The 13,633-nt window shown below is 36.5% G+C and carries 11 protein-coding genes; 7 read left to right on the top strand and 4 right to left on the bottom strand.

Annotated elements, in window-relative coordinates; genetic code table 11:
• Positions 1-237 precede the first annotated feature (237 nt).
• From paaZ to H593_RS0105525, 7 genes are all read left to right on the top strand, one after another.
• Complete coding sequence (paaZ, locus tag H593_RS0105555; RefSeq protein ID WP_028871527.1) at positions 238-2,736, top strand: phenylacetic acid degradation bifunctional protein PaaZ; 2,499 nt, start codon at positions 238-240, stop codon at positions 2,734-2,736.
• 57 nt (positions 2,737-2,793) lie between these two features.
• Entirely contained in the window at positions 2,794-3,078 is a 285-nt protein-coding gene (locus H593_RS0105550) for a GIY-YIG nuclease family protein (RefSeq protein WP_028871526.1), read from the top strand.
• Positions 3,079-3,187: 109 nt separating this feature from the next.
• A complete protein-coding gene (locus tag H593_RS0105545) occupies positions 3,188-3,940 on the top strand; it encodes an enoyl-CoA hydratase/isomerase family protein (RefSeq protein ID WP_028871525.1) in 753 nt (250 codons plus the stop codon).
• 86 nt (positions 3,941-4,026) lie between these two features.
• Positions 4,027-4,623, top strand: a complete 597-nt coding sequence (locus H593_RS0105540; protein ID WP_028871524.1) for an acyltransferase — start codon at positions 4,027-4,029, stop codon at positions 4,621-4,623.
• 53 nt (positions 4,624-4,676) lie between these two features.
• Positions 4,677-5,975, top strand: coding sequence for a dihydrolipoamide acetyltransferase family protein (locus H593_RS0105535; protein WP_028871523.1), 1,299 nt, complete (start codon positions 4,677-4,679; stop codon positions 5,973-5,975).
• A gap of 117 nt (positions 5,976-6,092) precedes the next feature.
• A complete protein-coding gene (locus tag H593_RS0105530) occupies positions 6,093-8,144 on the top strand; it encodes an alpha-ketoacid dehydrogenase subunit alpha/beta (RefSeq protein WP_028871522.1) in 2,052 nt (683 codons plus the stop codon).
• 202 nt (positions 8,145-8,346) lie between these two features.
• The gene (locus tag H593_RS0105525) at positions 8,347-8,718 is read left to right on the top strand and encodes a hypothetical protein (protein ID WP_028871521.1); all 372 of its coding nucleotides are present in this window, start codon (positions 8,347-8,349) and stop codon (positions 8,716-8,718) included.
• Positions 8,719-8,793: 75 nt separating this feature from the next.
• Here the strand turns inward: H593_RS0105525 and H593_RS0105520 are convergent, their stop codons facing one another.
• The 4 genes from H593_RS0105520 to H593_RS20975 all read right to left on the bottom strand — a co-directional run bounded on the left by H593_RS0105520 (position 8,794) and on the right by H593_RS20975 (position 13,424).
• Positions 8,794-10,470: a SulP family inorganic anion transporter gene (locus H593_RS0105520; protein ID WP_028871520.1), complete on the bottom strand. Its 1,677-nt coding sequence runs from the start codon at positions 10,468-10,470 to the stop codon at positions 8,794-8,796.
• Positions 10,471-10,599: 129 nt separating this feature from the next.
• Complete coding sequence (locus H593_RS0105515; RefSeq protein ID WP_084142275.1) at positions 10,600-11,220, bottom strand: DUF4136 domain-containing protein; 621 nt, start codon at positions 11,218-11,220, stop codon at positions 10,600-10,602.
• A 20-nt stretch (positions 11,221-11,240) separates the two neighbouring features.
• Complete coding sequence (locus tag H593_RS0105510) at positions 11,241-13,238, bottom strand: urocanate hydratase (RefSeq protein WP_037051593.1); 1,998 nt, start codon at positions 13,236-13,238, stop codon at positions 11,241-11,243.
• A 21-nt stretch (positions 13,239-13,259) separates the two neighbouring features.
• Positions 13,260-13,424, bottom strand: a complete 165-nt coding sequence (locus tag H593_RS20975; RefSeq protein ID WP_169338349.1) for a C1orf53 family protein — start codon at positions 13,422-13,424, stop codon at positions 13,260-13,262.
• Positions 13,425-13,633: the final 209 nt, after the last annotated feature.

Genomic DNA, 13,633 nt, shown 5'->3' with positions numbered 1-13,633 from the left:
TGAAATGCAGAATAAAAAAATAAAAGCGTTAAGAATTTTTGAAACCTTGGAAAAAATTTAGATTTTATTTTTAGGTTTTAAATCCGTAGATAGGATTTTAAAATTCTTCATTTCAACTTGAATTTTTGGTTCGTTTTGTTTCAAGACAAAATGAAAGTAGAGAAAAAAAATGATAAGTAAAATACATCATCTTGTTTCCGTGCAAACGGAAATCTTATTAACCGAAGCACAAAGCTTATGAGAAAGATAGAACATTACGTTACTGGAAGCTGGACAACAGGAAAAGAAGAAGGACAACCAATTCTCGACTCAGTAACAGGCGAAGCTTTTACGAGTGTCGCCATTGAAGGATTAGATATTCCAGAAATTCTTAACTACGGACGAACAACAGGCGGAGAGCAACTTCGCAAAATGACCTTTCAAGAACGTGGAAACATGCTCAAGACATTAGCACTATATTTGACTAAAAGGAAAGATTCGTTTTACGATTTGAGCTATAGAACAGGAGCAACTAAAGTAGATAGTTGGATCGATATAGAAGGTGGTTTCGGTAATTTATTCGCCAATGCATCGTTAAGAAAACTCTTTCCAAATCAACCGTATCATGTAGAAGGTGATGCTATTGATTTATCTCGTGGCGGACGTTTTATGGCACATCATATTATGGTGCCTAAAAAAGGAGTAGCAGTGCATATCAATGCCTTTAATTTTCCAGTTTGGGGAATGTTAGAAAAGTGTGCTGTAAATTGGATGGCTGGAGTTCCTGCTGTAGTATTACCAGCACCATCATCATCGTATTTAGCAGAAGCTGTGGCAAAAGAAATTATTGCTTCAGGTATTCTCCCAGAAGGCGCTTTACAAATCATAAACGGAACCGTTAAAAACATATTAGACACCGTAGAATCTCAAGACGTGGTCACCTTTACAGGTTCAGCAAGAATAGGAAGGTTGCTTAAAGCACATCCAAGATTAATTCAAGAGTCAGTACCATTTACGATGGAAGCCGATTCTTTAAATGCTTCTATTTTAGGTGAGGACGCTATTCCAGGAACACCAGAATTTGATTTATTCATAAAAGAAGTTCGAAGAGAAATGACGGCTAAAGCTGGACAAAAGTGTACAGCAATTAGACGAATTGTTGTTCCTGAAAATTTGATTGAAGATGTTCAGATTTCTCTGGGAAAAGCTTTAGATAAAGTTACCATTGGAGATCCAAGACTAAAAGAAGTCAGAATGGGATCTTTAGTAAACCATCAACAAGTTCAGGCAGTAAGAGATTCAGTAAATGATTTAGCTAAAGAAGCACAAATTGTTTACGGAAGTTTAGATAACATTCAAACGATTGGAGCAGATGCTAAAAAAGGTGCTTTTCTAAGTCCTATTTTATTAAGAGCAGATCATCCATTTCAAAATACAGTCATTCACGAACGAGAAGCATTTGGTCCAGTAAGTACAATAATGCCTTATAAAAACTTAGATGAAGCTATTTTATTGGCTCAAATGGGTAAAGGATCTTTAGTGTCATCAATTGCAACTAACGACGATAAAATCGCTAAAGATTATGTCATTAATGCTGCAAGCCACCACGGAAGAATATTAGTACTCAACAGGGAAAGTGCTAAAGAAAGTACAGGTCATGGCTCTCCCTTGCCTTACTTAGTTCATGGAGGTCCAGGACGTGCTGGAGGAGGAGAAGAAATGGGAGGAATGCGTGGTATTAAGCATTACTTGCAACGTACCGCTATTCAGGGTTCACCAACTACAATTACAGAGATTACAGGTGTTTACCAGCAAAATGCAAAATATAAGGAAGCAGAAATGCATCCATTCAAATACCATTGGGAAGATATTCAACCAGGAATGTCACTCAAAACACATAAGCGTACATTCACAGATACAGATATCATCAACTTTGCGAATGTAACATGGGATCATTTCTATGCGCATACAGATATTACATCATTAGAAGGAAGTATTTTCGAGAAGAGAACTGCTCATGGCTATTTCATTATTTCAGCAGCAGCAGGATTATTCGTCTATCCAAATAAAGGACCTGTAGCAGCAAACTACGGATTAGAAGATTGTCGTTTTTTACGTCCCTTATATCATAATGATACGGTTTATGTACGATTGACGTGTAAGCAAAAAGTAGATCGTGATGTCGCATCTGCAGAGCATCCAAGCGGAATCGTAAAATGGTATGTTGAGGTGTTCGATGCCGAAGATGAATTAGTAGCGATTGCAACTATTTTGACGATGGTTCAAAAAAAGCAAGAGATCTTTATTGAAATGACTGAAGATAAAATTATAGACTGTTTATCTAAGCTTGTAGAAGATGCTAAGCCAGAATGGGGAATTATGACCCCTCAGCATATGATTGAGCATTTAGAGTACACTTATAAAATTGCAGCTGGTGAGGTCCAAGATTTTGAAATTGCAACACCAGAGACCATTTTAGAGAAAGTGCATAACAGTTTATATAACCATGATAAGTTTCCTAAGAATTCAAGATTTCCTTTATTAGAAAAAGATACACTTGACTCTTTAAAACATCCTAATTTAACAACTGCTGTTGAGAAATTTAAGACGCAAAGAGAAGCATACTTAAATTATTTTAAAGAAAATTCAGAAGCTAAATTGAACAATATGGTTTTTGGAGAATTAAGTAAATACGAGTGGTACTTATTGGAGAGGAAGCATTTGAATCATCATTTCGAGCAGTTCAATTTGCTGTAGCAAATTAAACTGCTCGAATCACCCGAGAAATCGGGTGTCTCAAAAACAATAGTTAATTTGAAACATTACGTCTATATAATAACAAATAAATCAAAAGGCGTTTTGTACATTGGAGAAACAGGCGGATTAAAGAAAAGAATATATCAGCATAAAAATAAAGTGCATCCAACGACGTTTTCAGCAATATATAATTTAGATATGCTCATTTATTATGAAGAATATAATTCAGAAGTAGAAGCTAAATTAAGAGAAAAGCAGATGAAGAAATGGAATAGAGAGTGGAAATTAGAGTTGATTGAAAAAGCAAACCCTGATTGGAAGTATTTATATGAAGAAATTTAAGTTTAATAATTAAGAGATTCCCAAAGGTTTCCCGAGAAATCGGAATCTTAAGAATATAACGTTTAACCATAAAAATAGATTCCCGTTTTTACGGGAACACGCCAGCGTGATGACAGACCCATATGTAAAAATAAACATAGAAAACGAAGTAGGATATATCGAGTTTTTTCATCCTGCACACAATTCCCTACCAGGAGATGTGCTTGCTAAATTAGCAAATACAATAACAGATGCAGGAGCAAACGATGCTATTAAAGTAATCGTTTTAAAAAGTGGAGGAGAAAGAACCTTCTGCGCAGGTGCAAGCTTCAAAGAATTAATAAACATCAATGATGCAGCAACAGGGAAAGTCTTCTTTTCAGGATTTGCGAATGTGATTAACGCTATGCGTAAATGTCCAAAATTTATCATTGGACGTATACAAGGAAAAACCGTAGGTGGTGGTGTTGGTTTAGCTGCTTCGACTGACTATTGCATGGCATCAAAATTCGCAGCTATTAAGTTGAGTGAATTAAATATTGGTATTGGACCATTCGTTGTTGGACCAGCTATTGAACGTAAAATGGGATTAAGCGCTATGTCACAAATAGCGATTGATGCGAATTCGTTTTATCCTGCAGAATGGGCTAAACAAAAAGGCTTATTCACACAGGTATATGAGAGTAATGAAGAATTGGATGCTGCTGTAAAAGAAACAGCTGAGCATTTATGCACGTATAACACAGAGGCAATTGTCGAAATGAAAAAAGTATTCTGGAAAGGTACTGATGATTGGGATGAGTTGTTAGCAGAACGTGCAAAAACAAGCGGACGACTAGTATTGTCTGAGTTTACAAAAGAGAAATTAAAAGGATTTAAATAGAGCTGTCATTCAGAGCATAGCGAAGAATCTTGTGATAAGATTGCGACATTCTTCGTCCTCGTAACGATATAATTAATAATTTATTTATGATATACAGTTTTAAAGGCTATACACCAGTTGTTCACGAAACAAGTTTCGTGCATCCACTAGCTGCAGTTACAGGAAATGTAATTATTGGTAAAAACTGTTACATAGGACCTGGAGCTGCAATTCGTGGTGATTGGGGACAAATCATTTTAGAAGATGGTGTGAATGTTCAAGAAAATTGTACAATTCATATGTTTCCTGGAAAGTCAATTACACTTAAAGAAAGTGCACATGTTGGTCATGGAGCCATTATTCATGGCGCTAATTTGGGAAGAAATTGTCTCATTGGTATGAATACCGTTATTATGGATGATGCGGAAATTGGAGATGAGTGCATCGTAGGTGCAATGGCCTTTGTAAAAGCTCAAACTAGGATTCCAAAACGAAGTTTAGTAGTCGGTAATCCAGCAAAAGTGATTAAAGAAGTTAGTGATGATATGATGGCATGGAAAACAAAAGGAACACAATTGTACCAGCAATTACCATCAGATTGTCATGAGAGTTTAAAAGAAGTAGAGCCCTTAAGAGAGGTGCCTTCAACGATGAAAATTCAAGAAGATGTTTATAAAACACTTCGGGATTTTATGAAGAAATAAAGAGTTTAAAAAGACTTCATAGATTTTAAAACCTGTGGTCTAAAAAAATAAACATGTCGAAATTTGAATTAGAAATGCCTAAAATGGGTGAAAGCATTACTGAAGGCACAATCATTAATTGGTTGATTGCTGAAGGAGATAGCTTTGAAGAAGGTGATATCATACTTGAAGTTGCTACAGATAAAGTGGATAACGAAGTACCTGCTCCAGTATCTGGTACATTGTTGAAAACTATATTTCATGCTAAGGATGTTGTTCCAGTAGGAGAGGTGCTTGCAATTTTAGAGAGGTCTGAAGAGGTAAAGCCAAAGTCTGAAAATGCGCCAATTTCCGAGGAGAAAAAGGAGACTAAAAAAGAGATCAAAAAACAGAGAGTTGTTAAGCCTCAGGAGGCTTCTAATCAAAGTGTTAGTGTGTCGAATTCAAATAATTTCTTTTCACCTTTAATTATTGAAATAGCGAAAACGCAACATATCAGTTTTGATGAGTTAGCAAGAATTCCAGCAACTGGCCAGGATGGTCGTTTGCGTAAAAGTGATGTTTTTCAGTACATAGAGGATGGCCGACCATATAAATTTGCGCAACCCATTGCAGAGAAAGATCCAACTGCATATAGGATCCCACAATTGACCTTCGATAAAGGGAAAGGGAAAGTGATTGAGATGGATAGAATGCGTCAAATGATTGCTGATCATATGGTGTATTCAAAACACACATCTCCGCATGTTACAGCTTATGTAGAAGCTGATATGACTACTATGGTTAATTGGAGAAATGCAAATAAAGTCGCTTTTCAAGAAAAGTATGGTGAACGTTTAACATTTACACCGTTGTTTGTTGAAGCAGTGGCAAAAGCAGTAAAAGATTTCCCAAATATAAATGCCTCGGTAGATGGTCATAATATTATCGTAAAAGAAGCTATTAATATTGGTATGGCAACAGCGCTGCCTAGTGGAAACTTAATTGTCCCAGTGGTTAAAAATGCTGACACAAAAGATTTGAAAACAATAGCTTCAAACGTAAATGAACTAGTAGGGAAAGCAAGAGAAAATAAACTATCTGGAGATGATATTAGCGATGGCACATTCACGATTTCCAATGTTGGAACTTTTGGGAGTGTCATGGGAACACCAATAATTAACCAACCTCAAGTGGCTATTCTTGCTGTAGGAATTATCAAGAAAAGACCAGAAGTGATAACAACTGAAAAAGGTGACGAAATAGCCATTAGAAGTATGATGTATTTGTCGTTGTCATTTGATCATAGAGTTGTTGATGGGTTTTTAGGTGGAAGCTTTGTACGTCGTGTTGCGGATTACTTTGAGCAATTTGATGTGGATAGAAAAATATAATTGAATTGTCATTCAGAGTGAAGCGAAGCATCTTATTTTAGACTGCTGCGTCATTTCTCTCCTCGTAATGACAGACTGAATAATTAAAATAGATACCCAATTTCGTGGGCACTAAAGATGAATAAAGACATACTAAGAAAAGGATTTTCAAAACTGTGCACAGCGAAAGCAATGACAGAATTGTACGAAGCAAATTTTAAGCAAGTTTCAAAATATGTACATGCCACCTCTAGAGGTCATGAAGCGATTCAAATCGCTTTAGGAATGCAATTATTACCTCAAGACTATGCGTTTCCGTATTATAGAGATGATGCGATGTTGTTGTCATTTGGATTAGAGCCTTATGATTTAATGTTGCAATTATTAGCAAAAAAATCTGATCCGTTTTCTGCAGGTAGAACCTATTATTCTCATCCGAGTTTAAAGGATGATGATAAACCTAAAATTCCGCATCAATCCTCAGCAACAGGTATGCAGGCTATTCCTGCAACTGGAGTTGCGATGGGAATGCAGTATAAAGAATTGCAAGGTTTAGATGATAAAGCACTTAAAGATTTACCGTTTGTAGTGTGTTCTTTAGGGGATGCATCTGTAACAGAAGGTGAAATAGCTGAGGCTTTTCAAATGGCAGCTTTAAAGCAAATGCCAATTTTGTATTTAGTGCAAGATAATGGTTGGGATATTTCGGCAAATGCTGCAGAAACAAGAGCGCAAAATGCTTTTGAATATGCACAAGGTTTTCATGGATTAGAAGCTATCTCTATTGATGGTGCTAATTTCGTGGAGAGTTACGAAGCGGTTGAAAAAGTAATTGATACGATTAGAACAGAACGTCGTCCATTTTTGGTGCATGCTAAAGTACCTTTATTGAATCATCATACCTCTGGTGTGCGAATGGAATGGTATCGTGATGATCTCGAAGAAGCGAGATCGAGAGATCCTTACCCTGTTTTAAAACAGCAATTATTAGATAACGGATTTACTTCGGAAGCGATAGATAGTATTGAAAAAGAGGCAAAAGAAAAAGTGCAGTCCGACTTTGAAAAAGCTTTAAAAGCAGAAGACCCAAAGTCTGAAGATTTATTTACTAACGATTTTATACCAACGCCTATTTCCGAAGAAAAAGGAACACGAGCACCGGAAGGCGCAGAAAAAGTGGTCATGGTAGATTGTGCTTTATTTGCAGTTGAAGAACTCATGAAAAAACACAAAGAGTGTTTACTTTACGGCCAAGATGTTGGTGGAAGGCTTGGTGGTGTTTTTAGAGAAGCAGCAACCCTTGCTCAGAAATTTGGAGATGATCGTGTCTTTAATACGCCAATTCAAGAGGCGTTTATTGTGGGTTCTACAGTTGGTATGAGCGCTGTAGGGTTGAAGCCGATTGTTGAGGTTCAATTTGCCGATTATATTTGGCCTGGATTGAACCAATTATTTACTGAAGTGAGCCGTAGTTGCTATTTAAGTAATGGGAAATGGCCTGTGTCTATGATTCTTCGTGTACCAATTGGAGCTTATGGCAGTGGTGGACCTTATCATTCGTCCTCGGTAGAAAGTGTAATTACTAATATTCGAGGCATAAAAATAGCGTATCCAAGTAATGGAGCCGATTTAAAAGGTTTAATGAAAGCTGCATATTATGATCCCAATCCGGTTGTTATTTTAGAACACAAAGGCTTGTATTGGTCTAAAGTTAAAGGAACACAAGGTGCAACGTCTATTGAGCCAAGTGAAGATTATGTGTTGCCATTTGGTAAAGCATGGGTATTACAAGAAATCTGGAAACAAGAAGATGTAGAAACGCTAACTATCGTGACTTACGGAATGGGAGTACATTGGGCAATGAATGCATCAGAAGAATTGGGAATGAAAGATCAAATTGAAATTATTGATTTGAGAACCTTATTTCCTTTAGATGAAAATACCATTATGACGTCTGTCAAGAAAACCGGAAAGTGTTTAGTGGTAACCGAAGAACCGTCGAATAATAGTTTTGCACGAGCTTTGGCTGGAAAAATCCAAGAAGAATGTTTCAAGTATTTAGATGCTCCAGTAATGACTATTGGTAGTGAGAATATGCCAGCAATCCCGTTAAATTCAGTTTTAGAGGAAACTATGATTCCTTCTACGGAAAAGGTTAAAGATAAGATTGAATTAATACTCAATTATTAATTAGCGTTTATGCACGCTTGTTTTCTTATAGTAAGCAATCGGTAAATATAGTAATAACTGTCAATTATAATACTGCTATTTTGCTATCTGATTACAAGCCACTGTTAGCTAAGTTGTAATTTGATATATATTATTTGCGAAATGCGGTAGTGTTGATTAAACAAATTTTGTATCTTGAACCTCTAATTCATTTACATATATCATGAAAAAAATTTTATTTTTAAGTGTCGCATGTCTTTTGTTTGCTGGTAGCCAATCGTCTTTTGCTCAAACCGAAGCGAACTCTCAATTAGCATCTTCTAGCACAATAATGCAAGATTTTGCTCAAAAGAAGACAAATCAGGTTGTTAATATATTAGCAAGAACTAACAAGTTAGAAGCTGATCAACAGAAAAAAATATACAGTATTTTTGCGTCGGCAGAGAAAAAAATGAATGGTATTGAAGCGATTGAAGACGCGTCTAAAAAGAACGCAAAAAGAGCCAAAATGCAAGATTATATTAATAGTAAATTAAAAACTGTTCTAACAGAACAGCAATTTAAAACGTATTTGGAAAATACAATAGCGAAGTAATTCTATCTTCGTTTAATAGTTAAACGACCCTAATACCTTAACTGATTATTGTTAAGGTATTAGGGTCCTTTTTTTTTACATTTTATATTCTGAAAGTGGCTTTGTGAATTTCTCAGGATCTGCTGCCAAGTGATAGCGAGGATCGTCTATAGCTTCTACAATAACTTCCTTAAATTTAGGGCTGGCTTTAAACATTAGTAGTTTACAGTCTTCACTAAGATGCTTCAGTCTTATGGTCTTGCCTTCGGCTTCATATTTGTTCACTAAATTAGATATAGCTTCTAACGCAGAATGATCACTCACTCGAGATTCTACAAAGTCTATTTCTACATTTTGCGGATCATTTTTAACATCAAATTTGCTATTGAAATTTTGAATTGAACCGAAGAATAGTGGTCCCCATATTTCATAAGTTTTCGTACCATCAGCTTGTATGCGTTTTCGTGCTCTAATCATTGTTGCATTTTTCCATGCAAATACTAAAGCAGAAATAATTACACCTGCAATAACTGCAATTGCTAAATCCTGCCAAACGGTAATAGCAGATACTGCGATAAGTACAATAGCATCTGATAAAGGGATTTTTCTAATAACCCTGAAACTACTCCAAGCAAACGTACCGATAACTACCATAAACATAACACCTATCAAAGCCGCAATTGGAATTTGCTCAATTAATGGAGCGCCAAATAATACAAAGCAAAGAAGAGCTATAGCGGCTATTGCTCCCGATAGTCGGCCACGACCTCCAGAATCAACATTGATAATAGATTGTCCAATCATGGCACAGCCTCCCATACCTCCAAATAATCCGTTAAGTAAGTTTGCTCCACCTTGAGCAATACACTCGCGATTTCCACTTCCTCTAGTCTCTGTCATTTCATCAATGAGGTTAAGCGTCATAAGAGATTCAATTAAACCAACAGCAGCAAGTATGAAAGCAGTTGATAATATCAAATCCCAGTGTCCAGCAATTGTTCCGAAGAGACCAAAAATTTGATCTTGAAATGTTGGTAATCCTCCTTCTAATCCTTCTCCGCCTTTTTCAACTATAAAAGACCCTACTGTACTGACATCGATGCCTCCAAAAATAGTAATACCTGCAACAACGAGGATGGCAACTAACGCAGAAGGGACTTTCTTAGTGAGTTTAGGTAAACCAAACATGATTCCCATAGTTAAGGCAATAAATGCCATCATTTTCCAAAATATCCCATTAGAGAATAAAGCTGAAAACCACTCTGAAGTATTATCTAAGAACGAAATATCGTTAGGTACTGCATTAGGAAACATTGTTAATTGTGAAAGAAAAATCACTATTGCCAATCCGTTGACAAATCCCATCATCACAGGATGCGGAATTAGGCGCACAAATTTTCCTAATTTTAAAACACCTGCTAACATTTGAATTCCACCAACAAAAAGCAAAGTGATAAATAACCATTGTAGCCCAAGTAGTTCAATTGGAGTTTCTAAATTTACACCAACTTCATTTCCTTTCTGTATTAAATGCACCATGACTACAGCCATTGCGCCTGTAGCTCCAGAAATCATTCCTGGTCGGCCTCCAAAAAGAGCGGTTACAATACCCATCATAAAGGCACCATACAAACCTACAAGAGGTGGTATTCCAGCAACAAAGGCAAAGGCAACTGCCTCTGGAACCAATGCTAACGCTACGGTTAATCCCGAAAGAATATCGTTTTTAGGGTTTTGTGTGAAATTTTTCCTGGTTATTTGACCTAGTATCATAGTTTACATCTCTTAAAAGTCGGCAAAGGTAGGCTTTTAGAAATGAAGCACAAATGCTTAGTCGTTAACCATAAAAAAAGAGCACTAACATTTATGTTAGTGCTCTTTTTAATTTTTATTTTCTAAATTCTATTTTTGAACCTCAGGAGGAAATTTTTCCATAACTTTTGATACGAATTCTTTAATGCGTTCATCTTTCTTTTCAATATTACGAGGGAGATAACCTGTTCCCATGCCTTGCCAAACTAATTCTTTTTCTCTAGCATCTACTAAATCAATAAAGAGTGTGCCTTCAGATTGCGTTGAAATCATTGGTTGATTCATTCCCATTCCCATTCCACCAAATCTACCCATTCCCCAAGGGCCAAAACCTCCCCAGCCCCAGCCACCCATGCCCCAATTGTTATTGTAAACGTCTACACGTTGTTGGGATTTAGTGAATATACTTACTAATAAGTCTGGGTTTTCAGATTTGATATAGCCTTGAGCTAATAATTCGTTTTCAATTGCTCGCAGAATTCGACGCTTATCGAGATCACTAATTTCGGCCTTATCGATACCTGTTTTAAAGAAGGCAAATGTCTTGTAGCTATCAAAATTTGCTTCTTTATCATAATCTGCAGCAACTTTTATAGAACTACATGAGGTTATGAACATTAAAAGTATTAAGATTGGTGCTATTCTCAGTATTTTTCTACCCACGCCACTCGTATTGATTAAGTGATCGTGGACATTTTTTAAATCGTTCATATTGATTTTTTTTATTTGAGTTACTGTAATGTGGCCAATAGTGTATCATCTACTATGTTAGGAAGTGTTACCTTTAAATTAGGTTCGTTTTCCATCGCACGTTTTATGGCAAAAACAGCGCCTTCATTTCTTGCCCAACTACGTCTTGAAATCCCATTGTTGACATCCCAAAAAAGCATAGATTTTAAACGTCTTTCTGCATCTTTACTACCATCAATAACCATACCAAAACCACCATTTATGACTTCGCCCCAACCAACACCTCCACCATTGTGTATGCTTACCCATGTTGCTCCTCTAAAGCTATCTCCAATTACATTTTGAATGGCCATATCTGCTGTAAAGCGCGAGCCGTCATATATGTTGCTAGTTTCACGATATGGAGAGTCTGTCCCTGATACATCGTGATGGTCTCTTCCTAGAATCACGATGCCTATATCTTCCTTTTGAATGGCATCATTAAAAGCTTGCGCAATTTTCATTCGTCCTTCTGTATCTGCATATAGAATTCTAGCTTGAGAGCCAACAACTAATTTATTGTCTTGAGCTCCTTTAATCCATTGGATATTGTCTTCCATTTGTTGTTGGATTTCTTCAGGTGAATTCTTTTTAATGTCTTCTAGTACAGCGCATGCAATCGCATCAGTCTTCGCTAAATCTTCTGGTTTTCCAGAGGCACAAACCCATCTAAACGGACCAAAACCATAATCAAAGCACATAGGTCCCATGATATCTTGAACGTATGAAGAGTATTTGAAATCTATACCGTTTTCTGCCATGATATCAGCTCCAGCGCGAGAAGCCTCTAATAAGAAGGCGTTTCCGTAGTCAAAAAAGTAAGTGCCCTTAGCGGTATGTTTGTTAACTGCTTGTGCATGGCGTCGTAATGATTCTTGAACTTTCGCTTTAAACACATCTGGATCATTAGACATCATCTCATTAGCGTCATCAAAAGATAACCCAACAGGATAGTAGCCACCAGCCCAAGGATTGTGAAGTGAGGTTTGATCACTCCCTAAATCTATATGAATGTTGTCTTGATCAAATTTTTCCCAGACCTCAACTATATTTCCCAAGTACGCTAAAGAGATAGTTTCTTTCTCTTCTTTTGCTTTTCTAACACGAGTAACTAATTGGTCTAAATCTGTGATTTTTTCATCAATCCAACCTTGGTCTAATCGTACTTGTGTGATTTTAGGATTTACTTCTGCGCAAACCGTAATGCAGCCAGCAATATTTCCTGCTTTTGGTTGCGCTCCAGACATTCCTCCAAGTCCTGAGGTCACAAAGAGGTTTCCTTTTGGTGATTTTTTTATTTTTCTAAAGGCGTTAAGTACTGTAATTGTGGTTCCATGTACAATGCCTTGTGGACCAATATACATGTAACTTCCTGCGGTCATTTGTCCGTATTGTGTAACACCTAAAGCATTAAATTTCTCCCAATCATCAGGTTGTGAGTAATTGGGAATCATCATTCCATTGGTGACCACAACTCGTGGTGCGTCTTTATGACTAGGGAATAATCCCATTGGATGACCAGAATACATGGCAAGTGTTTGCTCATCATTCATTTCTGAAAGATATTTCATCGTAAGTCGATACTGAGCCCAATTAGAAAATACACCTCCATTACCTCCATAAGTAATAAGCTCATGTGGATGTTGAGCTACAGCATGATCTAAATTGTTTTGAATCATTAACATAATGGCCGCTGCTTGTTTTGACTTTGCAGGATATTCATCAATTGGTCTAGCATATATTTTATAGTCCGGACGAAAACGGTACATATAAATTCTGCCATAGGTATCCAATTCATTCTTGAATTCTGGAAGTAGCGTTTTATGATGCGTTTTATCAAAATAACGAAGTGCATTTGTTAAGGCTAGTTTTTGTTCTTCCGAAGATAAAATAGCTTTGCGTTTTGGTGCATGATTTATAGATGAATCATAGGCTTTTGGTTCTGGAAGACTATTGGGAATGCCTTCTTGTATTTGGTCTTGAAATGTTGTTTTTGGCATTACTTTTTTTTTAATGTAGAATTAGTTTGTCTTGGTTTGTGTTGAAGTGTTAAAGCCATATGGGCAGTGCCTGCATCCGCTTTCACAGCAATAACCTCTTTTGAGATGATATTGTTCTGTGAAACAGCGATAGCCTTCGGGTGTTAGATAGTAATCACCGTCTTCAATGGGAATAAATTTCTTCATATCTTACAAAGATAATGTAAATTAAAAAGATTTTTGAATAGAGTTTGATATGGTTATAATTTCTAAACATTTAGTCCTTAGAGGGTACATTGGTATGGCTGTTTTTTCCTTTATTTTTCTGAAATATTATAATTTGAAAACAACTTCTGTTTTAATGAATCATGAGCAGATTCATTTTGAGATAGCAAATTGAATTATTGATGACCCCT

Origin of the sequence: Psychroserpens burtonensis DSM 12212 (genome assembly GCF_000425305.1) — a bacterium.
In the GTDB taxonomy this organism is placed as follows: Bacteria; Bacteroidota; Bacteroidia; order Flavobacteriales; family Flavobacteriaceae; genus Psychroserpens; species Psychroserpens burtonensis.
The sequence above is the reverse complement of the archived record's forward strand: the minus strand, read 5'-3'. Positions and strand labels throughout refer to the sequence as shown.

Coding starts and splice junctions, on each gene's coding strand:
- H593_RS0105530 (WP_028871522.1), top strand. CDS start 6,093: ATGAATAAAGACATACTAAGAAAAGGATTTTCAAAACTGTGCACAGCG.
- H593_RS0105545 (WP_028871525.1), top strand. CDS start 3,188: ATGACAGACCCATATGTAAAAATAAACATAGAAAACGAAGTAGGATAT.
- H593_RS0105525 (WP_028871521.1), top strand. CDS start 8,347: ATGAAAAAAATTTTATTTTTAAGTGTCGCATGTCTTTTGTTTGCTGGT.
- paaZ (WP_028871527.1), top strand. CDS start 238: ATGAGAAAGATAGAACATTACGTTACTGGAAGCTGGACAACAGGAAAA.
- H593_RS0105540 (WP_028871524.1), top strand. CDS start 4,027: ATGATATACAGTTTTAAAGGCTATACACCAGTTGTTCACGAAACAAGT.
- H593_RS0105520 (WP_028871520.1), bottom strand. CDS start 10,470: ATGATACTAGGTCAAATAACCAGGAAAAATTTCACACAAAACCCTAAA.
- H593_RS20975 (WP_169338349.1), bottom strand. CDS start 13,424: ATGAAGAAATTTATTCCCATTGAAGACGGTGATTACTATCTAACACCC.
- H593_RS0105535 (WP_028871523.1), top strand. CDS start 4,677: ATGTCGAAATTTGAATTAGAAATGCCTAAAATGGGTGAAAGCATTACT.
- H593_RS0105510 (WP_037051593.1), bottom strand. CDS start 13,238: ATGCCAAAAACAACATTTCAAGACCAAATACAAGAAGGCATTCCCAAT.
- H593_RS0105515 (WP_084142275.1), bottom strand. CDS start 11,220: ATGAACGATTTAAAAAATGTCCACGATCACTTAATCAATACGAGTGGC.